Annotated in this window: 20 protein-coding genes; 11 read left to right on the top strand and 9 right to left on the bottom strand. The window is 43.6% G+C overall.

The window, feature by feature from the left end; all coding sequences use genetic code 11:
- The first annotated feature begins 9 nt into the window (after positions 1–9).
- On the top strand, positions 10–258 hold the full coding sequence (locus tag IEY18_RS03230; RefSeq protein WP_188917913.1) for a DUF3297 family protein: 249 nt from the start codon (positions 10–12) through the stop codon (positions 256–258).
- Positions 259–440: 182 nt separating this feature from the next.
- A complete protein-coding gene (locus IEY18_RS03225) occupies positions 441–836 on the top strand; it encodes a ribosome recycling factor family protein (protein WP_188917714.1) in 396 nt (131 codons plus the stop codon).
- Positions 837–917: 81 nt separating this feature from the next.
- Here IEY18_RS03225 and IEY18_RS03220 read toward each other — a convergent pair whose 3' ends face one another.
- From IEY18_RS03220 to IEY18_RS03210, 3 genes are all read right to left on the bottom strand, one after another.
- Complete coding sequence (locus IEY18_RS03220; protein ID WP_188917712.1) at positions 918–1,598, bottom strand: YiaD family glycine zipper/OmpA-like lipoprotein; 681 nt, start codon at positions 1,596–1,598, stop codon at positions 918–920.
- A 343-nt stretch (positions 1,599–1,941) separates the two neighbouring features.
- Positions 1,942–3,450 (bottom strand): cytochrome c oxidase accessory protein CcoG, encoded by a 1,509-nt coding sequence (gene ccoG / locus IEY18_RS03215; RefSeq protein ID WP_188917709.1) that lies wholly within the window; start codon positions 3,448–3,450, stop codon positions 1,942–1,944.
- A 269-nt stretch (positions 3,451–3,719) separates the two neighbouring features.
- On the bottom strand, positions 3,720–5,162 hold the full coding sequence (locus tag IEY18_RS03210; protein ID WP_188917707.1) for a sigma-54 interaction domain-containing protein: 1,443 nt from the start codon (positions 5,160–5,162) through the stop codon (positions 3,720–3,722).
- 230 nt (positions 5,163–5,392) lie between these two features.
- Between IEY18_RS03210 and IEY18_RS03205 the strand changes: the two genes are divergently transcribed.
- Positions 5,393–6,331, top strand: a complete 939-nt coding sequence (locus IEY18_RS03205; RefSeq protein ID WP_188917706.1) for a LysR family transcriptional regulator — start codon at positions 5,393–5,395, stop codon at positions 6,329–6,331.
- A gap of 96 nt (positions 6,332–6,427) precedes the next feature.
- Here IEY18_RS03205 and IEY18_RS03200 read toward each other — a convergent pair whose 3' ends face one another.
- The gene (locus tag IEY18_RS03200) at positions 6,428–7,330 is read right to left on the bottom strand and encodes a DUF4437 domain-containing protein (protein WP_188917703.1); all 903 of its coding nucleotides are present in this window, start codon (positions 7,328–7,330) and stop codon (positions 6,428–6,430) included.
- A 224-nt stretch (positions 7,331–7,554) separates the two neighbouring features.
- A complete protein-coding gene (locus tag IEY18_RS03195) occupies positions 7,555–8,967 on the bottom strand; it encodes a TonB-dependent receptor (RefSeq protein ID WP_188917700.1) in 1,413 nt (470 codons plus the stop codon).
- 411 nt (positions 8,968–9,378) lie between these two features.
- Here IEY18_RS03195 and IEY18_RS03190 point away from each other — a divergent pair, with 411 nt between their 5' ends.
- From IEY18_RS03190 to IEY18_RS03180, 3 genes are all read left to right on the top strand, one after another.
- On the top strand, positions 9,379–9,627 hold the full coding sequence (locus IEY18_RS03190; RefSeq protein ID WP_188917698.1) for a hypothetical protein: 249 nt from the start codon (positions 9,379–9,381) through the stop codon (positions 9,625–9,627).
- A 225-nt stretch (positions 9,628–9,852) separates the two neighbouring features.
- Entirely contained in the window at positions 9,853–10,698 is an 846-nt protein-coding gene (locus tag IEY18_RS03185) for an HDOD domain-containing protein (protein ID WP_188917696.1), read from the top strand.
- Positions 10,699–10,877: 179 nt separating this feature from the next.
- Positions 10,878–11,528, top strand: coding sequence for a class I SAM-dependent methyltransferase (locus IEY18_RS03180; protein WP_188917694.1), 651 nt, complete (start codon positions 10,878–10,880; stop codon positions 11,526–11,528).
- A 153-nt stretch (positions 11,529–11,681) separates the two neighbouring features.
- On the opposite strand, the gene IEY18_RS03175 is transcribed toward IEY18_RS03180, so the two are convergent.
- Complete coding sequence (locus tag IEY18_RS03175; RefSeq protein WP_188917692.1) at positions 11,682–12,053, bottom strand: hypothetical protein; 372 nt, start codon at positions 12,051–12,053, stop codon at positions 11,682–11,684.
- A 492-nt stretch (positions 12,054–12,545) separates the two neighbouring features.
- Here IEY18_RS03175 and IEY18_RS03170 point away from each other — a divergent pair, with 492 nt between their 5' ends.
- The 4 genes from IEY18_RS03170 to IEY18_RS03155 all read left to right on the top strand — a co-directional run bounded on the left by IEY18_RS03170 (position 12,546) and on the right by IEY18_RS03155 (position 18,746).
- Positions 12,546–13,205, top strand: a complete 660-nt coding sequence (locus IEY18_RS03170) for a nitroreductase family protein (RefSeq protein ID WP_188917690.1) — start codon at positions 12,546–12,548, stop codon at positions 13,203–13,205.
- 266 nt (positions 13,206–13,471) lie between these two features.
- Positions 13,472–17,092 carry an FG-GAP repeat domain-containing protein gene (locus IEY18_RS03165; protein WP_188917688.1) on the top strand — a complete coding sequence of 1,207 codons (3,621 nt, stop codon included), beginning with the start codon at positions 13,472–13,474 and terminating at the stop codon, positions 17,090–17,092.
- A 255-nt stretch (positions 17,093–17,347) separates the two neighbouring features.
- Complete coding sequence (gene dmeF / locus IEY18_RS03160) at positions 17,348–18,322, top strand: CDF family Co(II)/Ni(II) efflux transporter DmeF (RefSeq protein ID WP_188917686.1); 975 nt, start codon at positions 17,348–17,350, stop codon at positions 18,320–18,322.
- A gap of 7 nt (positions 18,323–18,329) precedes the next feature.
- Positions 18,330–18,746: a MarR family winged helix-turn-helix transcriptional regulator gene (locus IEY18_RS03155; protein ID WP_188917684.1), complete on the top strand. Its 417-nt coding sequence runs from the start codon at positions 18,330–18,332 to the stop codon at positions 18,744–18,746.
- Here IEY18_RS03155 and IEY18_RS03150 read toward each other — a convergent pair.
- A complete protein-coding gene (locus IEY18_RS03150) occupies positions 18,730–18,966 on the bottom strand; it encodes a hypothetical protein (protein ID WP_188917682.1) in 237 nt (78 codons plus the stop codon). The genes IEY18_RS03155 and IEY18_RS03150 overlap by 17 nt on opposite strands.
- 227 nt (positions 18,967–19,193) lie before the next feature.
- Between IEY18_RS03150 and IEY18_RS03145 the strand changes: the two genes are divergently transcribed.
- Positions 19,194–22,169: a bifunctional diguanylate cyclase/phosphodiesterase gene (locus tag IEY18_RS03145; protein WP_188917679.1), complete on the top strand. Its 2,976-nt coding sequence runs from the start codon at positions 19,194–19,196 to the stop codon at positions 22,167–22,169.
- A gap of 85 nt (positions 22,170–22,254) precedes the next feature.
- Here the strand turns inward: IEY18_RS03145 and IEY18_RS03140 are convergent, their stop codons facing one another.
- On the bottom strand, positions 22,255–23,178 hold the full coding sequence (locus IEY18_RS03140) for a LysR family transcriptional regulator (protein WP_188917678.1): 924 nt from the start codon (positions 23,176–23,178) through the stop codon (positions 22,255–22,257).
- Between the two features lie 175 nt (positions 23,179–23,353).
- Entirely contained in the window at positions 23,354–24,076 is a 723-nt protein-coding gene (locus tag IEY18_RS03135; RefSeq protein ID WP_188917676.1) for an SDR family oxidoreductase, read from the bottom strand.
- Positions 24,077–24,098 lie beyond the last annotated feature (22 nt).

The raw sequence follows: 24,098 nt of genomic DNA, 5'->3' as shown, positions 1-24,098 counted from the left end.
GACCTAATTATGACCGACAATAAAACCAAACCAGACTTACCCGATCGTCTTTCTGTTGATCCTCGTAGCCGTTACCACGTGGCCGAAATTTTTGAATATGAAATTGGTATTCTCGTCGATGGTAAAGAGCGAAATGATGTTGAAGAATACTGTATTAGTGAAGGTTGGGTGAAAATTCCTTCAACGAAAGCCCTTGATCGCCGTGGTCAGCCATTATTGCTGACTAAAAAAGGTAAAGTTGAAGCGTTTTATCGCTAGGTTGTTCGCTTAACGATTCGACTTCCTGGACAGCTTGTTGCACCGTCAAGACATTGCCGTATTCATTGGGCAATTGTCTTTATTGGTGTCAAGCATGCGCCAACCGGTATTGCGGTTGGTGCCTTAAAACTATTCAGTCATAATCAGTCTATTCAACCTATTTGGCATGTCCGATACTCTTCATGGCTAGCAAGCAGTATATTGAGATCCCTTTGCCTTCTCTCATTCATCGAATTGGCGGAGAAAAGGTAAAACAGGCAAAAGGAATTGCAGTTGAATACGACTGTCTTCTTAGCCGTGTTCGTCGTTCTCGGCATTGGCGGTTAAGTGGCGATGCCATTGCGATTCAATCCTATAAAGAGCAGCTACAATACCTTGCAGATGATAGGTTTCGTTTTTTAATCCAAAAAGTAGAAGCTGCACTGCTCGCGCATCCAGACAAGTTGGAAACCCTTGAGCAAAAGCTGGCCCGCTTGATCGCCGAGAACCCCAACGTTACCCTTGCAGAATTAATCGAGTTGACGCAATGCACGCTGGCAGAGGCGAGAATTGCTCGAGATCGAGCTGATGCTTGGTAGGAATAGGACATGTACTAAAAAAGCTGCCAATGGGCAGCTTTTTTTAGGGTTAAAGGTAAAAATAAGGTGGGGCGAGATGCGCTAACCTTGTGGTAATGGACTTAAGACAATCTCAACACGGCGGTTTTGCGCTTTGCCCGCTTTGGTCGCATTGCTCGCAATTGGACGACTTTCACCTAACCCTTGAGCACTGACTCGATTTGCCGCCACCTGTTGAGCAATCAAGTAGTTACTGACTTCATAAGCCCGGTTCTTTGAAAGGTTTAGATTGTAGGATTCGCTTCCTGAACTGTCGGTATGGCCGAGTACATTCAACAAGGTTTTATCGTACTCTTTGGCAACTAAAGCCACACTATTGAGGACATTCTTAGCGCTTGGGCTAAGGCTAGATTGGTCGACAGCAAAAGTCACTTCGTTGGGCATGTTTAAGATAATGTTATCGCCATCTCGGGTGACACTCACTCCCGTTGAACGCAGCTGCTTGCGTAACTCCGCCTCTTGCGTATCCATGTAATAACCGATCCCGCCGCCTATTGCTGCGCCAGATGTTGCGCCGATGAGTACGCCCTTACCCCGATCACTTTTGCTAGAGGAAGCTGCGCCAATTGCTGCACCCGCAATGGCACCAATAATTGCACCATTGGTTGCTTTAGAGTTTTCAGACTCATTGGTATAGGGGTTTGTGGTTTGGCATCCTGCCATTGCGATAAATGAACAACCAATAATGGCTTTTACCACAGAAGAACTTTTAAGAATTTGCATAGCTACTCCATTGATGCACTAAATAAAAAAACACTGAATTATTATCAAAAATCTCATGAATACCGCCTGAACAAGCTGCGAAAATGATTCGATTTCAGTGCTATCTCTTTATTGTGTCATATCTAGCGCTGGAAACCATGGTTGGTTGCGCAATTTTTCTCATGTATAAACCGCTGCTGATAACGTATTGGCGAAGGGAGTCCTTTCGTTTAAGGGGCAAGGTTAAAAATATCGCATGATATCGCGTTAGCGACGCCATTAACTGGTGCCACAATACGCGATGATCATGTTCTTCTCGGGCTCATCTTTATATGGGGCTACATTGATTTTACCTCTTAACTTTCTAGCGCATTGTGGTCGCGCTGAAGAAGTTACTTTGTTGAGAAACCCGTTGGCCTGGATTGTTAAGGTCAGTGACCAGAAAGCGAATCGAGATTTGCCGTTGCTCGATTTTACTTTTGTTTCCGAGTACCGTGATTGGGTAGTGAATTTGCTCTCCTGCCGCAATTGATATCTCAGCTTTACGAGGTAGGTACAGGTAGCTGGGGCTTTCAATCGTGACCCGATATCGTGTTGCTTGCTGAGTCTTGTTGCGAATTTTTAGCAGGTAAGTGTTTTCATAATGGCCTTGAATATCTGAGTCTCGATAAAGTTCTTGGCGGTCTCTGAGTACATTGAGCTGAATATCCTCTCGATTGAGAATATCGATACTCATAATGATGAGCATAATAATAATCGCGCAACCATAAGCGGCAAATCGACCAGAATCCCATATTGATTTCGCTTGGCTTTGTCGCGCGTTTTCACTGGTATATCGTATTAATCCTGGCGCATAACCAAATTTATCCATGGTCTGGTTGCATGCATCGATACATGCACCACAGCTAATGCATTCATATTGCAAGCCATGACGTATATCGATACCAGTTGGGCAAACATCCACGCACAAATTGCAATCCACACAATCTCCTAGATCTGTGTCTTGTTTGCGTTTACGTGGTCCCCTTAATTCACCGCGAGCCGAATCATAGGTAACCGTTTTCGTGTTTGCGTCAAACATAACTGATTGAAAACGAGCATAGGGGCAACAGTGCAGGCACATTATTTCTCTCATCCAGCCAGCATTTAAATAGGTGCATGCAGCAAAGAAAGCCACCCAGAATGTGACCCAAATGCTGGCATTTAAACTCCATACTGAAAGGTATAACTCTCTTGCCGGTACAAAATACGAAACAAACGCGCAACCGGTTGTAATGGCGAGCAATGCCCAGCACAAATGCTTGAGGAAACGTTTACTCAGTTTCTTTAGTGTCCATGGCGCTTTGTCGAGGGCATGCCGTTTGTTTTTATTTCCTTCGATTTGGGTCTCAAACCAGATAAAAATGAAACTCCAGCTGGTTTGTGGGCATAAGTATCCGCACCACACGCGTCCCCAAAACACAGTCACAAAAAACAATATGAAGGCCGCAGTAATAAATACCCATGCCAACAAGGTGAAGTCTTGTGGCCAAAGGGTGGTTCCGAAAATGAAAAACTGCTGCTCAGCAAAATCAAACAGAATGGCTTGCCGGCCGTTATATTGAATAAAAGGAACAAGCGCAAATAGGGCAATCATGAAGGCGTTGATACTGGTCCTAAGTCGCTGTAATGGCCCTTTTTGTGTACGAATATGGAGCTTGTGTTGCGAAGGTTCATCGACAAGCTGGACTGGGATCCGCTGATTCGGTGCCTGCTTTGCGATTATGGGGTGAAGCTGAGGTATAGACTGGGCTTCTCGCTCTTTTGAGCCTGCAAGTTCGCTTGTTGGATAAGCGTCTTGATGAGATGGTACAAATACGGTTTTGTTTGACATTGGGCTCTGCACTTTCTGCTGGTTGTGCCTGCAAATTCTGAGTGCAGGCAGTGCCTAGAACGCTTCGCGTGAATCGCCGCTCATGAGAAGGGCGCTGCACCCGCGATAAAAGCTTTCTAGGCAAAAAACAAATGGAATCAGACATAGCAGTATTTGAGCCATAATTTATTTGGCTCATCCTATTGTTTTTTAAGTGCATTTTGTTTGCTGTGATTTCAATGTGACGCGATATATCGTGGTTTGGCGATATATCGCGATTTAAACAACATTTAAGGGGATTTGATAATACCCAGCTTCTTCATTTTTGAGCGTAAGGTGCTCGCGGGAAGTGCAAGTAGAGTGGCTGCACCGTTGGGACCCGAAATACGCCAGTTGCAGTGGTTCAATGTTTGTCGAATGTGTTGCGTTTCTGCTTCAGCGAGCGTGATGGGAGATGCTTTGTCGACCTTTTGGGGATCGCTCGCCGTGATGGCGAGGTGTTGGCATTGGAGGATGTTGCCTTGACTTAGAATCGCTTCTCGCTCTAAAACGTTTTGTAGCTCTCGAACATTTCCTGGCCATTGATAACCTGCGAGTTTTTTAAGCCCTTGCTTGCTAATCGCTTCGATCTTTTTACCCAGTTTATGGTTTAAATGGCTGAGTATATGTGTCGCCAATTCGGGAATGTCTTCTAGCCGATCCCTTAGTGGCGGCACATGAATGGGGAATACATTGAGTCGGTAATACAAATCCATTCGGAACAAGCCCTGCTCTACACGCTTTAACAAATCATAATGGCTAGCAGCGATCAATCGAATATCGACCTGAATCGTTTCACTGCTGCCGACGCGCTCAAACTCTTGTTCTTGAATCACACGAAGCAATTTTGATTGTGCTTCTAGGGAGAGCTCTGCCACCTCATCTAAAAATAAAGTGCCTTGGTGGGCGAGCTCAAAGCGGCCTTTACGGCGCGAAGTGGCGCCGGTAAACGCTCCTTTTTCGTGACCAAATAATTCGCTTTCCAGCAAGGTTGATGAGAATGCAGCACAGTTGACACTCACCAAAGGTTTGGATTTGCGGTCGCTCAATTGATGTAGATTTCGGGCTACAAGCTCCTTACCTGTACCGTTTTCGCCACAAATCAGTACAGTACTATTGGTATTGGCGACCAATTTGATTTGCTGGATCATTTGTCCGATAGCCAGGCTGCTACCCGCAATCCCCACACTGCCCGATTTATCGGCGAGCTCTGCCTGTAGATAATGATTTTCGCTTGTGAGCTGTTCAGAGAGTGCTTGTACTTGGGCGAGAGCTTCTCGGAGAGATTGCTCCGTGTGTTTTTGCATACTGATATCGCGAAATATAGCAACTACTCCAATAAGTTGCCCTGATTTATAGACAGGTGTAGAGGTGTAGTGAACCGGAAATGAACTACCATCTTTACGCCAAAATACTTCGTGATCGATTTCTCTGGCAATACCATCTTTGAGGGTGCTGTAAATTGGGCAGTCATGTTGATGATAGGGGCTGCCGTCTGCGTGGCTATGATGGTGGCAATCATGAATGTTCTTACCAAGTAGATCTTGCGTTTGCCAACCCGTCATTTGCTCCGCAGCTGGATTAATGAAGACGGCGTTTCCATCTAAATCAAACCCATAAATTCCCTCTTTGACGGCATTCAGTAAAAGCTTATTTTCAGGTAGAAATCCCGTGTAACCAGCTACGTGCGTCATCTTTACTTCACTTTTTTCATTGTTATTTCACGATATTATAGTTCAGTTTATCTAAGGCGCGAAATATCGCGTTTTTTTGGCGTCGAGCAATGTGCAACTAAGCTCGGTTAAAATAGTGATGTCACTTGAAGGTGGGCTTGCGCAGATAAAGATTTTTAGCTTAAGTGCGTATTTTTATTCGGTAATAAGCAATACAATAAGCTCAACATTATCAAATTTGGATAGATAATATGTTACTTGAAGATCTACAAGTGATTCTGAAAGTTGCTGAGTTTGGCAGTATTACTGGGGCCGCGACCAATTTAGATATGCGCACTGCAACTGCGAGTGCAGCAGTTAAACGGGTGGAGGCGGCACTTGGTGCGGAACTGTTTGTTAGAACGACTCGGCAGCTTCGATTATCTAGTGCGGGGGAGCGCTATATTCCCGAATGCCAGCAAGCTCTAATGATGTTAGAACAGGCCAAGCAAAATATGCGTCAAGAGCAAGGCATTATTGATGGTGAAGTGCGTATTGCGATGTCATCTGATTTAGGCCGCAATCTCGTTACACCTTGGCTCGATGAGTTTTTGGAGAGTCACCCGAATGTGGCTTTACGAAGCAATATTAGTGACAGCAATATTGATTTCTATCGAGATAAAGTTGATATGGCGTTGCGTTATGGAGCGCCGTCAGACTCGAGTATGTCGGGGTTTAAAATTTGTAATGTGCCGCGTTTAGTATGCGCAAGTCCCAGTTATATCAAGCATTACGGTGCGCCTGAACAACCTGAGCAGTTAAAAACTCACGCGGGACTGTGTTATCAGTTACATGAGATGTTGCAGAATGAGTGGCAATTCCAAAGAGGTGAGCAGAACTTGAAAGTGAAGCTCAGTCCAACTCGGGTGACCAATGATGGCGATTTAGTCCGTCGTTGGTGTGTTGCGGGGAAGGGGGTCGCGATTAAATCTTGTTTGGATATGTCGCAAGATTTACTTGCGGGTCATGTGGTGCCCTTGATGCAGGAGTACCAACCGACACCAACGGAGTTGTGGCTGATTTGTCCTAGTCGGCAATCCATTACACCTACAGTTCGATTGCTGCGAGATCTATTTCGCGAAAGAACGGCAATAATATTGCAACAGCTCGTCGCCAAGGGGTGGATTGACTGCAAAGCGTTAGCTCGATAACAGTGTGAACGATTGCGTCATACCTTATGAAAAACAGGGGCTATTGCCCCTGAGAGATCACCGATTGCCCTAGCCAAATCGATTGGCGTTTCTTCGCTACATTTCTGAAAGCTTAAATGCACCATGAGTGCGTAGATAAAGCAGCGCCGGTTTGTTGCCTAGATTTTTAACAAATTGTGGCGAGCGATCTTGGGCACCGAAATATCCACCTGCTGGTAAATGGGTGACATGGTGCAGCGCCGATTGGTGCTCGATTTCGCCTTCGATAATGACCGCATGGAGCTGTTGGCCTAGGTATTCAATTTTCCCTTGAAAGCCCGCAGGCAGCTTTATCAGCGTTCCCCTCGGCAATGTTGAGTTGCGCTCGCCCCAGAGTAAGGCTAACTCTGCACTCTGTGTATCATCTGTCGCAGTAACCCAATTGAGCTCATTAGCGGAGATCCACACAATATTTGATGGTGCTATATTTACCGCGCGTTCACCGCTATCAAAAGCTTGTGCTGTCGGCTTGACTAAATAGGGGCCTGAGTCGATTTCGATATACGCCAAAGCGTCTTGCCCTTTGGCTGCAGTGATATGGACATGGCCTTTAGGCTGAGTCCAGTAGGATCCGCTTGGCATCCACATTTCCGCAGCATTGGGATCATCGTTATGGATCTGCCCTTGGATTACGATGCCCCGATAGGAGACGTTGTGAATATGTGGCGGAGACTGGAAGCCATCTTTGGGCTTGAGTAAGAAGCCTGTCGCTTCTGTGCCATTGCGGTTTCCCCACAAGGTGCCGGCTTGCGGTGCTTTATCACCTCGGGCTGGGTTGAGATGTTGCCATTCGACCTGTGAAGGTTTTAAAACTCGGTTAAGCTGGCTAGTTTGAGCTGCTGTTGGTGGTACGTGGGATATGTTGTTTGCGTCCGATGTTTGCAGGTATGCAAGTGTGCTGCAACCACTACTCGATGCAAGAACCAATAAAAAAGCCGTGCTTTGGATGATTGATTTCATAGTCAGAATTTGAATGAATAACTTTGGGGTCAGTATGTTAAGTCATCAATACTATGTGAATGAACAGGGGGTGATTTGATAGAGTTTCAAATAATAATTGATAATCGGCTAAATATTTTCACGTGTGCACTAACAATGCGGTAAAAAGGCGAACAGAGAGGTTGTTCACCTTTTCATCGCAGCGCTTGTCCGGCTTGAAGCAGAGCCGGCAGGATCTTGTATTGCTAGTCTCGATATCCAAAAAGCTTATTGGTGATTATGGCTTGGCCAACTTCTTCAGGCACGGCATTGAGCCATTCACCTTGACCACGGAGGATCTGCTGCAGAATTTCACGAGAGTAAATACTAAATAGATCTTCATTGCTTGATTCGATACTGGCAATAAAGTCATTGTCGATTAAATGGCGGAACAAATAGCGTAAGTTATTGGGAACGCTAACGGTAGAGAGGTCATGAAGTTCGCCTTTTTCATTGAGCTCTGGGTAAACAAATAATTTGGTATTATCAGGGAACAACTTACCAAACCCTTCCAAAATTCCACCTTCCAAGCCACGATAGAACTCTTCATCAAAGATTTGTTTGATATTAATCATGCCCACGACGATACCGATTTGCAGTTGGGTATATTGACGGAAATAGGCACGCAGTGAAAAGTAACGGGTATAGTCTGAAATCATCACATTGTAACCCATGACATTCAGCAACTTAACCCGTTCCATGATGTCCTTTTCGGCGATATTAGCGTCTTTACCGTACAAATCGTTGAGTGAGATTTCTGCAATCATCACGGTATTGTCTTGCGTGACACCATCCAGCTCGGAGAAAGCTTTTAGGCCTTGCTCCATCATATCGATATTGAGTTTGGTGACGGGTTTAAATGAACCCCGAATCGCTAAGACATTTTTTTTATAAAGAAGCTCTGCTGGAACGGCGACACTGCCGTCTGCTTTAAACATAATGGCGCGAGTTTTCCAGCTGCGGATCAAATGGATATTCTTGGCTTGATTATCAACTTCTTCAAAGTAGGGACCTTGGAAGTCAATGCTATCGATTTCCAGACGGTTAGCTTTTAAATTATCGGTTAATGAATCGATAATCATTTTCGGGTCTTCAAAATAATAGTAGGCGGCGTAAATCAGGTTTACACCAAGAACACCTAAAGCCTGCTGTTGTGCTTCTGCGTTGTCATCGAGCATGCGCACATGCACCACAATATTTGAAGGGGCCGCACCAGGATACATTTGAATTCGCACCCCACACCAAGCATGGCATTCGTTTTTGCGATTAAAGCTTTTGGCTGCCACGGTTGTCGCATAGGTAAAATATCGTGACGAGCGCGAACGGATGTCACCAACACGATCAAGAACCAGATCAAATTCGGTTTCCATCATAGCCAGTACACGAGATTTACTGACATAACGGCGATCTTCTTGGACACCATAAATGGCATCAGAGAACTTCATATCGTAAGCAGACATGGTTTTCGCAATTGTGCCGGCAGCTGCGCCAGCAACAAAAAAGTTACGAGCGACTTCTTGACCCGCACCAATTTCAACAATCGTTCCGTACTTTTTATCGTCTAAATTAAGGCGAAGTGCTTTTTCTTTAGTACCACGGGAACTGACTTGCTTATCCATATTTTCTCCGGTCGATAGAATATTCTTTGCTACACGTTAACGGTTTTCAGCTCGAGATATTCGATACTGGTTTTATCGATGTGCTGTAAGCATGAAGTGCTAGGCCTTTCTTTTCAAGAACTGACTGACTTATTCCGTCAATCCCCTTTATACAGCAGTAAAACACCCTAGTTGGTACGACCTTTTAGGTACAAAAAACACTAATTTTCAGTGCTGTGAGCTATCTCTAGCTGCATGGTCGCGCTGGGTTATAGCAAGGTGAGAAAACAGTGTGTGGCAGTAGTGGTCGAATTTTTGAGGGGGAGTATGACTCGGCTTGCTACGCGTGAAGGTTTCAATCTTCAACTTGCCTAGGTAAAGTAGCGACATTACGTGGTATCACGACAAAAATGTTTATATGGGACAATTAAAATGAATAATGAGTTAGCCGTAATTGAAACCTTGGAAGAGTTAAAAACATTTGTGCTTTCGATAGAGTCGGGCGGTTTGGGCCTAGAGGGTGTGGTTGGTATTGGGATGGCGACGAGTAATAAAGACGGCCGTCATTTTGTGGCCGTGTTTGGAGAGAATCACAAATTGTTGTTGGGGCGTTGGATTACTCAAGAAGTATTTGAAAATGGCAAAGAGATTGTGCAAAACGGTGTGCAAGGGGCGCATTAGTCGCGGGGCTGTATTTGCATTAGCACGTTGCCACGGTTTGTGGAACCGTGCTTTTATATTCTCAAAGTGCTTATAACAGGCAGAGAATCATTCGTGGATTTTACCCCTTTATAACGCGTTTTTAGAACCCAGTGAGGCCTTTTTCTCTTGTTGCACATTTGCGTTTTGAGAATGAATTGGGTTTTATTATGATTAGGTTTATTCGATTTCAAAGAGCAACATCACATGTCAAAGTCAGCCGTTGATTACGCCCAGCAAGCACAGGAATTATGTGTCTTATCTGATGTATACATTCAGTTAAATGAAATGCTATCTCGTGATGATTGCAGTATGGAGCAATTGTCAGATGCGATTGCATATGAACCCGCAATCGCCGCCAGCTTATTAAAACTGGCGAATAGTGCGATGTTTAATATGCCACGGCAGGTCGATAATCTTGCTCGTGCTTTAGTATTGCTTGGTTTAAAAGAGGTGAAGCAACTGGTAAGCGCTTATGGGGTAACTGCGGCGTTCGCAGGGGTTAACCCTGACGTAGCAGATATGGACCGTTTCTGGGAGATAAGTGTTGATTGTGCGCTCATTTGTCAGCATCTCGCGAAAGCGAAACAGAGCCCATATGCCGACAGTATTTTCCTTTCAGGTTTGTTCCATAACCTTGGCATGTTGGCGATGGTTCATAGTGAGCCGCAAAAAGTAAAATATTGCGAGAGCTATGACCGCGAAGAAACGCCTTGGGAAAGGCAGCAAAATGTGTTTGGATTCAGGTTTTCAGATTGTGGTGCAGAGCTGTTAAAGCTGTGGAGTTTGCCTGATGCGATTGTACGTCCGATTACTGAGTTTAATCGAAAAGACGTGATACAACTGGCTGAGGATAGCAGTATACTCTATATCGCATCTCGGTTAGCCGTGATGAATGCAGATCCTAGCATCTATGCGAAACAGCAGATAATTGACCCTGCCGTATTGAAAAAATTGGGCCTTACGAAGCAGGATTTAAAGGATGCACTGGCTTATTGTAATGAGCAAGCGATGGAATTACTGGCGACTTTTCCGATCCAAAGATCAACATAAGCGCATTATTAGGGTTGTTGATTGTTCGATAGTTGAAACAAAAGTGGTACGCATTATCCTTTTGAGATGAATGGAATTAGTTTGCCATTCTGCTTAAAACCTATACTCTAGATGAAACATTCGTTTCGTCACTTATCCTAGATAGTTGGCTTAGCGCCCATTTATGAAGGCAGCCAACTATGACCGATCTACGATTGAAGTACCAAACTGTTGAGTTTGGTACCACCGACATTCATCTTTGTACTCTGCGAGATCGCCAAGAGTTTTATGACCCAAAGGGCATTGCCGAAAAGTTGGGTATTTCGTCTGCGACCTGGCCAATATTTGGGGTGATCTGGCCTTCGAGTATGGTGCTGGCTCACTATATGTCTCAGTACAATACGAAGAGCAAGAGAATTCTTGAAATTGGCTGTGGAATGGCGCTTTCAAGTCTTCTATTAAACAAACAGCAAGCCGATATCACCGCGACGGATTACCATCCAGAAGTAGAAAATTTTCTTGCGCGAAACACTCAGTTGAATCAAGACCCACCGATTAGTTACGAGCGAGTGGACTGGGCTGACGAAGATGATTCGTTAGGCATGTTTGATATTATTATTGGCAGCGATTTGTTATATGAAGATGAACATATTGGTCTGCTAGCGAATTTTATTGAAAGTCACGCCAAGCCGGATTGCGAAATTGTATTGGTTGACCCCGGTCGAGGCCGGAAAAGTAAGCTAAGCAAGAAACTGGTGGCGTTTGGCTTTAGCGCTAGCCATGTAAAGCCTGAACATACCGATTATTTAGAGCAAGACTTTAAAGGCCATATTCTCAAGTTCAGTCGTTAGCCCGAATATGGCATTGATTGTATGACTTTTCTAGTCAAGGTGCAGGCTTCAATGGAAACTGCCCATGTTAGTTAAGCATACTCGTTCACATCATTGCCATGAAGTATGGCAAGCATTGTCTTGCTGCTGAGAGCGCCTCGTTTGACTTTTCAATCAATTAAAATCCACTGAATACGCATTTGCCTCGCATTGCACGCTTGCAAAGCAGCGGCCAAACATTGTGGCGTTTTGGCAACCTTTATAAACAATGCCGTTACCCCCAAGTTTTTGAACCTTTGCTCTTAAAATTCGATTTAAGTCAGTATTGGGTGGCAGCCGTCCGGTTCGACTCTCCTGGCAATATTCGGTTTCAACTAAACCTAAATAGGTGGTTTGCATCCGCATGATTTCGTCTTGTGAATAAACTTGAACCAGGTTACCTCTCGCTTCCGTATTTGCTTTGGTTGCGACATATGAACCGAAATTTGTATTGATAGTACAGCCAGATAGCAATAATCCCGTGAATATCGAAACAAGGTATCTCATTGAGTCAATTCCTTTTGTGACGTCCTATTTTTCAAGCAATTTTCTAAGTATAAGTATAAGTACAAGTTGAGGTCGAGCAAGCGCTGTTTAGCATACTCGTTTTTGACTGTATATCTAGTGATAAGTTCTAAAGATGCTTAGTTTTCAAGCCAGTACTCGCGAGGAAAGTCTACTGTCATTGCAATGCATTTGTCATGGTGTGGCCTAGTTTAATCACAAACCGCTTCAGGCGAGGACAAATCCCGCCCCTTTTCTCGTACATTTCGAACCTTGAGAAACGACCCATAAACGACCTTTCACGCATAGACCTGCGATTATTATTGTGGACATTTAATTCCACTAATATTGGATTTAAAGGTTCTTTCTGTCCTCGTTTGATTCCATTAACCTTGCCAACAATCAAAGCTAGTGAGATAGAAGCTATTTCTACTGGCAGAAAAATTGTTGTAATAACTGACATGACTTGGGCTGTTGAGCCGAGAGGAAAAGCAAATGACGCATCCTATTATTGAAGACTTAAAATACCGCTATACCGCAAAAAAATACGATGCGAGCAAGCGCATTTCTTCCGATGATATGCAAGTCATCAAAGAAGCGTTACGTTTGTCTGCTTCATCGATCAATTCCCAACCATGGAAGTTTATCGTGATTGAAAGTGATGCAGCAAAACAGCGCTTTCACGATACATTTGCAAACAAGCATCAGTTTAATCAGCCTCATGCAAAAGAGGCATCCCACACAATTTTATTTGCATATAACCCTAGGTTCACTAAAGACCAGTATAAAAAAGTGGTTGATGTTGAGGTCACCTCAGGTCATTTACCCGCAGAAATGTTTGATAATATGCTTCATGGCGGATTTAGTTTTGCCGAGGCCAATACTGGCGCCGACGGTTTCAATGGCAATTGGACCAAAGCGCAGTTGTATTTAGCGTTGGGAAATGCATTGCATACACTTGCGCGTTTAAAAGTAGATTCAACACCGATGGAAGGTGTCGATGCTGAGCTGATTGGTGAACTATTTGAAGATGAACTGGGTGGTTTTGTCTGTGAAGTCGCTTTAGCGGTTGGCTATCACTTAGAAGGTGAAGACTATAACCATGGTCTCCCTAAATCTCGTCTGGCAGCGGAAGACGTTATTCAAGTTATTTAGCTGTGAATGTTTCTATCAGATCTCTCAAAGCCTCCTTATGGGGGCTTTTTATTTAGCAAGTAGAAGGAGAGAACTCACCTTCTGTTACCCAAAAATATGAATCATTGATCTATAGCACGAATAATGTGTAACAAGGTTGAGCTTAAGATGAATATTTTTTTAAACATGTTAAAGTCCTTTCTTCAATTAATTTTCTACTGAATCCACAAAAGTATATTCACTAGCGAGAAACTTTTGTTCAGGACGTTTTAGTTTAAGGATGACTCATGTTACCAGCGTTTCGGTTTTATTCGACAGTATTTTTTTTAGGATGCCTGACTGCATGTGGTGGTTCATCTGATTCGGGATCATCAAACCCTGGACCTTCGAATAATTCGAGTTCGGAAATCATTCGCCAGGCCAATAACTATGGGCCAGTGAAGTTAGCGAATGCCGCTGATGCGCTTGTTGAAGAGCGCTATATTGGAAAAAGAGAGTTGATGCCTCTGAATATAGCAGAGTCCCAAAAACTATTTCAGTTGCTATTTGATGATGGATTAGGGGGGCTCCCTGATTTAGCGCTAAATCATTTTTCAGAAAATCTAAGTAGTAATCTAAAAATTGATAAAAAAGTGAACTGTGATGTTTCAGGTTCAGTAACTTTTAAAGGGCAGTTTGAAGAAAATTATACTGGTACCGTCGCTGCTTCTTATGTCAATTGTCTTAATTATTCTGCCGATTCGGCAGTCTCTGGAAATGCAGCTTTCTCTATCGTTGAATATAGTCAAAATGATGAGGTTGTAGAGTTTTATTTTGACAATTTAAACTGGACTACAGATAAAGGTCAGCAATCATTAACTGGTGTCATGAACACTGGGATTAGCGATAGCGGTTCGAAAATTATTGTAAAGCAGAAGCTTCTGTATTCAATTGGTAATATCCAACAATATGTCGTTGATACAACCAGCACTGAAACCACAAATGGTGTTCCCTACTTTAAATCTGAAGTGACTGGTTCATTGCTTACTAGCGATAAAGGACGCGTCAATATAACGACCACAGATATTGGAAGAAGTTATTACTACGAAGCGCCTAGTTTTAGTCAAGGTAAAATTACGTTTACTGGTGACAGAAGAGTTCAATTTGATTTTGGGGACAACCTAATTAAGTATCTAGAAGATACGGACGGGGATAACTCTTATGATGTCGGGACTTATTTTGGGAATATAGAAGAGCTTATTAATGGCAGTGTGCTTGATAAGACCTTAGTTGCCTTAACTGATATGTCATTACCACCAGTCGTTAACGCTCCGTATTTTTTAAATTCATATGCGGATACGAGAACGCCAATCGAGGTTTACGCGGGCTATTATAGAGATGAAGACACGGCAACAGAAGATCTAGTCGTTAGCTATCGCTGGTATATAAATGGGGTGTTGGTTGAAGGAGAGCATAGTTCTCTGTTTCCAGCCTATCTTGCAGTTTATGGTGATGTTGTTTCAGTAAGTATGGTTGTCGCCGATCAAACGAACTCAATTGAAAGCGAAACTAAATCAATTACCCTGTCTGACTCGCCATCAGAACTTATCGTTTCAAATATTCCAGAACAGATTCAAGCAGGAACTCGTATTAATTTTTCGGTTAGGCTGACCGATCCAGATATGAAAGAAGAAGACCAGTTCGGTGTTCTTATTTCTGGCCCAAGGGGAGCCAGTATGGATCAAAATGGTGAGGTGAGCTGGGATGTGCCTTCTGATCTGGTGTTTTCTACGCAGTTTTTTACCTTTACCGTAGGTCTGCCTAACCTTACTGGGGAAATTGCTGAAACCAGAACCATTGAGGTTGAGGTAACCTCAGATAAGGAGCTTCCAATCGTAAGATCCGGGCTATTAGCTCCTCGTTTAGAACATTCAATTCTGGTGTCTGATTTTGACCAGAATGGTACAAGTGAAATATTAACAACGGATAATTATAAAGCCTTGTTCATACTGTCAGAAGTTGATGGCACGTTACAACAAAAATGGATGTATCCATATTCGCTTCCTACTGATGGAAATATTATACAGATTGCATCCTATGATAGTAATAATGATGGCAAACAAGAAATCTTCATTGCTACTGAACACGGGATTAGTGTTATTCATGAGTTGACTCAAAATGCAACAAAACTATTTTCTACTGAAAAATATATACGAAGCATTGCTATTGCTGATGTCGATCATGATGGTCGACCTGAGATTGCATATTTATATTCAAATAGCGAATACGAATATAGTGATGACGGTCAGGTCAAAGTTGTTCAATTTGATACCCCGGATACAGTTGAATTTGTGATAGACATGCTTGGGGCTAAACAAATTATTTTTGCGAACGTGGATAATGACTCAAACCTTGAACTTATTAGTAATAGTGGGCTTGTATATGACTCAGAAACATGGACAAATCAATGGTTGAGTGGTACCGAGTTTGGCCGACGCTTTGTTACCACTGGTGATTACAATGGTGATGGGATTTCTGAGATTGCTGGTGCAGGTTCATGGGGCGATATTAGTATCTTTTCTGCGCAGAGCAAGTCCACACTTGCAACGATAGAAAATCAAGAAATATGTACTCTAGTGAGCGGAAATATAGATAGTGATCCACAGGATGAGCTAGTAGCTGGTGATTGCCAGTGGGGTGATATTAATGCTTATGATTTAGAAAATGGACAATTAGTTTCCCAATGGGAAGTTGGGATGCAAGGTCATGGTTCAGCATCTCTGGCCATAGGCGATTCAGATAACGATGATCAACTAGAGATTCATTGGGGAAGCGGGCTAACTTCATCAGGACAAGACTATTTTGTCACAGCCGATGTAGATGAGGGCGTTGTTATCGTGAAAAATAATGAATCGTCGGTGCAAGCGACTTCATATAGCACTGCTGGATGGTCGAAAATTACCGAAGAAAAGGAGCGTGCTATTTTCTTTGTGCCTGAAACTAAAGCAGGCATGGACAGTGGAAGTAGAGTTGTAGAAATGGATAGTACGGGTTCTTTGACTTTTAGTGAGCTGATTTCTACAAATTGGGATGGAAGTCGATACGCTATTACATCCGATTTTAACAACGATGGATTCGGTGACATTTTTTTACCTGCAACATCATATTATGATGGAGAGGTAGCAGTGATGCAGTTATTCGATTATTCAACACACTGGTCATTGTCTTCCCAGACGTCTTCAGACATTGGAGTGATTAAAGCATTCGATTTAAATCAAGATGGTTTTGATGATTTAAACTATATTGATGGTCGACAATTTAAGGTCATTGATATTGAAAATGAACTGGAAATTGCAAAGTATACGTTTGATGATTATCCTCAAGATTTTACATCATTGTATTTAGACCATTCTATTTCTATTGTCGCACATGGAGATAAGCTTTCGCTTATGACTGTTTTGGGTGGCGCCTTTTTTGAGCAGTCTTCGCTTGAGCAAAGTTGCCTCCGACTAGAGATGTTCAACTATGATACTGATGACGCGTTAGAACTGCTTTGCTTGAATTCATCGAGCCATTGGAGTGTGAGTGGTACCAAGAATGAAATAGTTATTTATGAAATAGAGAGTAACAACTTGGTTGAACAAGCAAGGCATGAGCTGGCTTACAAAGCGCTAGATGTTGCCGTTGACGTATCTAGTTCGACTAAGCAGAGTTTATTTATCGCGGGCCAAATTGGAGATGATTATTCCTATTGGAATGATAATAATATTTACTTCGTAGGAAAGGTGTCTAATGAAGGATTTCCTATATGGAAAAGTGCAGCTTTAATCGGTAAGCCCGCACAGCATGGATTGAAAGTGCGTAACCACGGTGAGCAGGGAATTCAAATGATGATTTCCACATCAAATTCCATGTATCTATTGAATTAAAGATTGAACTTTATTGGTAGAAAGCTTTCGTTTTATGGCGAAAGCTTTTTTGCTTTTAGCTTAAGTGTGCAGTGTTTAAGTGGGAGTGTTACAGGAGCTTCCCATACGCTATAGCTTGGATGAAGGCTTAGAAGTAGAGTGTCGTTGAGCTCACATCTTTATTATTTTGATGGTCAAACTAATTGCTGGCTATTTACTTTGGGTGTCAAAGTAAATACATTGCCAATACTTTGATGGTCAAACAAAAATAATACGATGGATTTAACTAAAAAATATACCCATTCTCACCAGTTTTCTTCTGTTAGTGATAAAAATGAGCGCCGTACTTGGTATGTCCTTCTTCTCACCTTGGTCACCATGTCTGTCGAGGTGATTGCTGGTACGATTTATGGCTCAATGGCGCTGTTAGCCGATGGCTGGCATATGGGCACCCACGCAGCCGCTTTTTGTATCACACTGTTTACCTATCGCTATGCTCGCAAACACCTCCATAGTGGGAAGTTCTCTTATGGTACCGGCAAAGTCGGGGTCTTAGGTGGATATACAAGCGCCATTGGACTGGGGATTGTCGCTTTAATTATGGTTGCGGAATCGGTTCATCGGTTATTTTCACCGTTGGAAATTCAATTCACGCAAGCCATTATGGTTGCGGTTATCGGCCTTATCGTGAATGTCGCCAGCATGTTTATTTTAGGTCATGAGCATCACCACCATCATCATGGTGACGAACACGATGATCATGGTCATGAGCATGGCGATCATCATCACGGCCATCATCATGAACATCAGCATGGGCACGGTCACCATGGACATGATCATAATTTGAAAGCTGCCTATCTACATGTGCTTGCGGACGCACTCACGTCTTTATTAGCCATTACCGCATTATTAGTTGGGAAATATGTAGGTTGGACATGGCTTGACCCAGTGATGGGAATCGTTGGTGCAGTCGTGATTACCAAATGGGCGTACGGTCTGATGCAGCAAACAAATCCTATATTACTTGATGCTAGCATTAGCCAAGGCTATCAAGAGAAGGTCGTTGCTGAAATTGAGAAGGATGGTTTAACGACGGTAACAGATCTACATATTTGGAAAATTAGTGCAGATCATTATGCGGCATCAATTGTGGTCGTGACGCCGTCAAAGGATCAGGCTGACGATTATAAACAGGCACTGCAAAAGTTTGGTAAACTTAGTCACTTGACGATTGAAGTGAACTATTGCTGAGAAATTTATGCATCCTCTGAAAAACCTAAATAGCCTCATTATTGAATTTTACGATAAGCTCTCTTCGTGGGAGCAGTCGGTTGTAAAAGAAACTGGCTATACATTGGCCCAAGTTCACACCATCGAGGTTTTAGGTTCTTTTGGACCAATGCGGATGAAAGAGCTTGCAGAACGACTTGGCATTACCACGGGGACTTTAACCGTACAGATTGAGAAACTCGTGAAGTCTGAGCTTGTTGAACGTCACCCCCACGATGATGATCGACGTTCAATTTTAGTTGGGCTGACCGTTGCTGGGGAAGCATTACATAAACAGCATAATGAGATGCATTTGCAGCTGACGCAAGATATTACTCAGCCACTGAACCAAGATGAACTCTCCGTACTGACCGAAAGCTTGCGAAAAATCAATCAGGAGTTTTGATTGTATTGCGATCCAGAATTGGGTCGCTGCGATGCCGTGAGGGAGTAATCGATTCACTGTTGACGGTGGGCTGAATAGCCCTTTGCCATGTCTGCCGGCCACGGCGGTCTTCGCGCAGTGAATCGCTTGTTTGCTTTACTTCTATGTTGCGACTCATTCTCGGCTTATCATCTTCAGTCGCTGATTTTGCGTTGATTTCATTTAGTTTTGCTACACTCATTACATGGCTCACCTGACGGAGTAACAGAGCCAATCCTACGGAAATATTATTCGTTCAATCTAAGGTGGACGAGATGAGTCGCAAATATTCGAACCGTTTACATCCCATCCTTTATCTATGCCTATTCGACGTGTGCCTATTGATGTGGCCAAGTGCTGCTCATATCGAATTGCGACCATCCTAGGTTTGAGCGTGAAAATTAAAATAACCGTCGCGAAATAACACTTATGCCAAAAGATTGGAAAGCGCCAAGTATTATATTTCTCACCTATTATCTCATGGCAACATGTGCACTACTCTTGTCGAGAGGCGAGCATAGTTTAGCGGTCGTTTGGTACGCGAATGCTGCGATGGGTGTTTATTTTGCTGGCCAGCATTTATTGACCCAATCTAGGCTCCATTGGCCGAAAGCGTTGTTTGCGGTTTTGTTCGCAAGTTTGGCCGCAGATCTGCCTTTTTCACAAAATGTACTCATGAGTTTTATGTTAGCTGTGGCTAATGTTTTTGCAGTCTTTTTGAGTGCATACCTGATCCGGCAGCATGCTGCTTTAGACCGAGCAATGCACAGCCCAAAAGACTTTATGATCATTCTAAGTTGCACCTGTTTGATTGCGCCAGGTGTCAGTGCATCACTGGGGGCAACGGTAGTATCACTGCAAGGAGTAGATACCCTATTTGAAGCTTGGTCGAGTGGGTTCATTGGTCATTTGTCGGGCGGGATTAGTATGACCGCAATCGCACTTGCCTATACGCTTATCGGTCCTCGCGTGTTGGTTCAAAGAGCACTCAACCTTGGAAACTTAGCGTCAATTGGCATTGCCTTGATAGTTTCATTTGTAGCACTGCAGTATTTGTCTTTTCCGTATATTTATGTCGCTGCGATTTTACTCTTAGTCGCTTTTACTTCTTTTGAAGGCATGGCCATTAGTGCCATTGGCATCAGCGTTTCCCTGTCTGCTTTGATTGCATTAGGTTTAGAAGGTTTTGATGCAAGTCGCCAGCCGCACATGCCAGAAGTGTATTCATATATCCCCCTTGTGCTCAGCTTTTTACCGCCGATGTTATTGGCGGTCTCGATGGCAGCTACACGTCGCGCAAAAACCGAAATCGTGAGTATTCGTCGTCGGGCAGCGCAGATTTATGAAAAAACACCAGTTGCCATGCATTCTATTGACGATGAAGGCGTGATTACCGCTGTCAGTGATACTTGGCTTGATTTGTTGGGATATCATCGTGATGACGTCGTCGGGCAAAAGTCGAGTGTGTTTCTCACAAAGGAAAGCCAACACAGAGCGATTCATGAAGTGTTACCGACCTTTTTCAAAACCGGTCGTCTCGATAAAGTCGAGTACCAGTTTGTGAAGGCTAATGGCGAAATACTGGATATTGAACTGTCTGCGATTTTAGATACCAGTTCTGGGGTAACCCGATCATTTGCAGTGCTTGGGGATGTCACCTTGGAAAAGCAATTGACCCAAGAGCTTTCGCGGGACAAGGAGCTCATTGAAATCACACTAAAATCGATGGGCGATGGGATGGTATCTACCGATACCGACGGCCGAATTAGCTATTTAAACCCAGTCGCGGAGCAATTAATTGGCATTGAACAGCACGAAGCATTGGGGCGCAAGTTTGAAGATGTGGTGATGTTGTGTGATGTGGAAACCCAAGAGGTATTACCAAATCCTACCGCGGTAAAAAATCAGACAGGTGAGCAAAGTCGATTCTCGAGTACGGCCACACTAAAGAGCAAGACCGGAGATGAGTTTGTTGTACAGCAATTGGTATCGCCAATCATCGATAAGTTTAATGCCGTGCGCGGTACAGTCATTGTCTTTCAAGACATCACAGAAACTCGAGCCATTTCTGAGCGGATGTCTTACCTGGCGCAACATGATGTGCTCACCGACTTACCGAATCGGTTATTACTAACGGACCGATTGAATCATGCTTGTTCTTCCCACGCACGAACAAATCATGGTTTTGCCCTACTATTTATGGATTTAGATAACTTCAAAACCATCAATGATACCCTTGGACACAATGAGGGAGATAAGCTATTGAAGGTGATTGCAGAACGTTTGCAATCGATAACCCGTGATAACGATACGGTATGCCGGTTGGGGGGAGATGAGTTCATTGTATTGCTTGAAGGAGTGGAAAGTTCTTACGATATTACAAGAGTTTGCAAACAAATATTGAATAAAATCAATGCACCGATCTGGAATGAGCGAATTGAATACAGTGTGACTTCGAGTATCGGGATTGCGATGTGCCCTAAAGATGGCACTGATGCCGATACCTTAATGCGTCGAGCTGATGCGGCGATGTATCGTGCGAAAGGACTCGGACGAAATACATTTAGTTTCTACTCAACCAATCTCGAACAAGAGGCGAGCCAGCGATTGAAGCTCGAGCAGGATCTAAGGCAAGCGATTGAAACCGACCAAATCTCAATTGCTTATCAGCCCATTATTGATGCCGAAACCCAAGAGGTTGTCTATGCCGAAGCCCTATGTCGTTGGTATGACAAAGATGGTCATGCGGTGCCGCCTGATGTGTTTATTCCCGTGGCCGAAGAGACGCGGCTGATTAACCGCTTAGGTCAGCAACTTTTGGCTAAAGTCTGCAAAGACATCAAGGTCTTTGTACAGCAAGAAAATGCTGGCTATCGAAAAATTTCAGTGAATATTAGCGCGGTTCAGTTAGAAACCCCAGGCTTTTTGAAAGACGTTAAACGACTACTAAGAACGGAGTCGATAGACTCTGAATGTTTGATTTTTGAACTCACGGAAACATCATTGATGAGCGATCCGGATCGAAGTTTAAAAGTGATGCGGAAAATTCGCGATCTTGGGATTCAAATCGCGATTGATGATTTTGGTACCGGTTATTCAAGTTTAAGTTATTTAAAACGCTACCCCGTCGATATTCTCAAAATTGATCGCGAGTTTGTGCGGGATATTGAAGTCGACAAGCAAGATAAAGCTTTTATTAAAGCGATTGTCAGTATGGCAAAAGTGCTTGATATTACCGTTGTCGCTGAAGGCGTCGAAACACAAAAACAAGCGCGTGCATTGACCAAAATGGGTTGCGATTATTTACAGGGCTATCTATTTGGCAAGCCTGGGGCCTTGCAGAATAAAAAGCCTGCTTCAGCAGAGAATAAGTCAGCCATTCAATCGGTGAACTATGATATCTAGCGCCTTTTTGTTGGCGTCGGCTTCGAAGGGGTCATTAAGAGATAGTGATCATTAAGAGATAGTGACCATTAAGAGATAGTGGTCACTAAGATTTATTGGTCGCATTGTGCAGCGCCGTGCTTTTCAAGGCTTGTAGCGTAAATTCGATGAAATCTCTCAGTCGCTGGGGTTGGTATTTGTCTTTTTGATAAATCGCGAATAGAGGCACTGGCGCGATATGCCAGTTTTCAAGTATAGGCTGCAGTAATCCCTGTTCTATTTCATGCTGGCAATATATTTTGGGAACTCGAATGATGCCATTGTTTGCAAGTGCGCCCTTAATTAGCGCACGACCATTTTTACAATGTAGGCGGCCTTGAATTTGAATTTCAATCGTTTGGTTTTTATCGTGATTGTTATGAAAACACCATTGAGTGACTGAACCGGTTAAGCAGCGATGTTGACTCAGTTGCTTAGGATGCTCAATTGGGGGGTGTTGTTGTAAGTATTTGGGGCTGGCAAGGGTCACCATTTCTATATCTAAAAGATGCCGACCAATAAAACTAGCATCTTGTAGTTTTCCCATGCGAAAGGCGATATCAAACTCATCGGCGATTAAATCAATTCGGTGACTACTAAAATCCAAAGCAATCGATACATGCGGATAGTGCCCCATGAATTGATGCACAATGTCGGCGACAATCTCCTCACCAATAAACCCACCGACACAGTTGAGGCGAATGTTGCCACGAAGCTGTTCATTGTCATCGACAGCGGCCAATAGTGCGTGCTCAATATCGGTGAATGCAGTTTGGCATTGGGCAAAAAGTGTTTTGCCTGTATCGGTTAAATTTAATCGCCGTGTGGTTCGCGTAATCAGTGTCACGCCGAGCTGTTTTTCAAGGGCGCTTAATTGTCGAGAGACATGAGAACGTGATACTTGGAGCACGCCTGCTGCTTGAGTAAAACTGCCAAGCTGCGCAATCAATACGAAGGCTCTTAGGTCAGATAAATTGACTTGATTGAGCATGGCTTTCAGTTCCTCTATGCGGTTATTGCCACACCTTATCTATGTCGACAATAAAAAGCCAGCCAACGTATGGTTTGAAAAGCCAGCCAACGTATGGTTTGAAAAGCCAGCCAACGTATGGTTTGAAAAGTCACCCACTGCGCTGACTGATTACACAACCAACATTGCGGCAAGGTTACGCATCTTGCTTGGTATCAGTGATAATGATTTCCCGTAGAGAAACGGCTTGTGGTAACTCATAAGAAAATTGAATGGTCTGCGCAATATCATCTGCCGTAATATGAATGGCTCCAACACTTTGCTTCCATTGTTGATACCCTTCAATTATTGCGGGATCACTGGTATGTCCCAGTAACTCGGTGGAAACCGCACCAGGACAAATAGAAAGCACCCGCACATTGCTTGCCGAGAGTTCAGCACGAGCAACAGCTGTGAGCCCTGTTACGCCATACTTACTCGCACAGTAGGCCGCATGTGTGGCAAAAGGCTGCTTACCAGCAATCGAGGACACGTTGATGATGGTGCCAGTTTGACGTTGCTTCATTGAGTTCATGACGATCTGCATGCCATTGAGCACGCCCATGACATTTACATCTAGCATCTTCTGCCACTCGAGTGGGTCTTGATTTTCTATAGAGCCAAGTAACATGACTCCTGCATTGTTGATGAGTAAATCTGTTGGACCATAAACTGATTCCGCTTCAGCAACTGCTGTGGCAAAGGCAGGTTTATCCGTAACGTCAACTTGTCGACATAGAGTGTTTGGCAACTCAAGTGCGGTCATCTTGTCTAAGCGCCGTGCCAGCAATAGCAATGGGTAACCTGCGTTTGCAAAGCGTTTCGCTAACGCTAAACCAAATCCTGAACTTGCCCCTGTGATGACGACTAATTTTTTCATATCCATTTCTAACCCGTTTCAA

Source organism: Shewanella gelidii (assembly GCF_014647855.1).
GTDB classification, from domain to species: domain Bacteria; phylum Pseudomonadota; class Gammaproteobacteria; order Enterobacterales; family Shewanellaceae; genus Shewanella; species Shewanella gelidii.
Note: the sequence above shows the minus strand (reverse complement) of the source record. Positions and strands in the feature narration are given on the sequence as shown.

Coding starts and splice junctions, on each gene's coding strand:
- IEY18_RS03165 (WP_188917688.1), top strand. CDS start 13,472: ATGTTACCAGCGTTTCGGTTTTATTCGACAGTATTTTTTTTAGGATGC.
- IEY18_RS03135 (WP_188917676.1), bottom strand. CDS start 24,076: ATGAAAAAATTAGTCGTCATCACAGGGGCAAGTTCAGGATTTGGTTTA.
- IEY18_RS03195 (WP_188917700.1), bottom strand. CDS start 8,967: ATGGATAAGCAAGTCAGTTCCCGTGGTACTAAAGAAAAAGCACTTCGC.
- ccoG (WP_188917709.1), bottom strand. CDS start 3,450: ATGTCAAACAAAACCGTATTTGTACCATCTCATCAAGACGCTTATCCA.
- IEY18_RS03145 (WP_188917679.1), top strand. CDS start 19,194: ATGCCAAAAGATTGGAAAGCGCCAAGTATTATATTTCTCACCTATTAT.
- IEY18_RS03155 (WP_188917684.1), top strand. CDS start 18,330: ATGCATCCTCTGAAAAACCTAAATAGCCTCATTATTGAATTTTACGAT.
- dmeF (WP_188917686.1), top strand. CDS start 17,348: ATGGATTTAACTAAAAAATATACCCATTCTCACCAGTTTTCTTCTGTT.
- IEY18_RS03180 (WP_188917694.1), top strand. CDS start 10,878: ATGACCGATCTACGATTGAAGTACCAAACTGTTGAGTTTGGTACCACC.
- IEY18_RS03225 (WP_188917714.1), top strand. CDS start 441: ATGGCTAGCAAGCAGTATATTGAGATCCCTTTGCCTTCTCTCATTCAT.
- IEY18_RS03150 (WP_188917682.1), bottom strand. CDS start 18,966: ATGAGTGTAGCAAAACTAAATGAAATCAACGCAAAATCAGCGACTGAA.
- IEY18_RS03190 (WP_188917698.1), top strand. CDS start 9,379: ATGAATAATGAGTTAGCCGTAATTGAAACCTTGGAAGAGTTAAAAACA.
- IEY18_RS03230 (WP_188917913.1), top strand. CDS start 10: ATGACCGACAATAAAACCAAACCAGACTTACCCGATCGTCTTTCTGTT.
- IEY18_RS03185 (WP_188917696.1), top strand. CDS start 9,853: ATGTCAAAGTCAGCCGTTGATTACGCCCAGCAAGCACAGGAATTATGT.
- IEY18_RS03170 (WP_188917690.1), top strand. CDS start 12,546: ATGACGCATCCTATTATTGAAGACTTAAAATACCGCTATACCGCAAAA.
- IEY18_RS03220 (WP_188917712.1), bottom strand. CDS start 1,598: ATGCAAATTCTTAAAAGTTCTTCTGTGGTAAAAGCCATTATTGGTTGT.
- IEY18_RS03200 (WP_188917703.1), bottom strand. CDS start 7,330: ATGAAATCAATCATCCAAAGCACGGCTTTTTTATTGGTTCTTGCATCG.
- IEY18_RS03210 (WP_188917707.1), bottom strand. CDS start 5,162: ATGACGCACGTAGCTGGTTACACGGGATTTCTACCTGAAAATAAGCTT.
- IEY18_RS03140 (WP_188917678.1), bottom strand. CDS start 23,178: ATGCTCAATCAAGTCAATTTATCTGACCTAAGAGCCTTCGTATTGATT.
- IEY18_RS03205 (WP_188917706.1), top strand. CDS start 5,393: ATGTTACTTGAAGATCTACAAGTGATTCTGAAAGTTGCTGAGTTTGGC.
- IEY18_RS03175 (WP_188917692.1), bottom strand. CDS start 12,053: ATGAGATACCTTGTTTCGATATTCACGGGATTATTGCTATCTGGCTGT.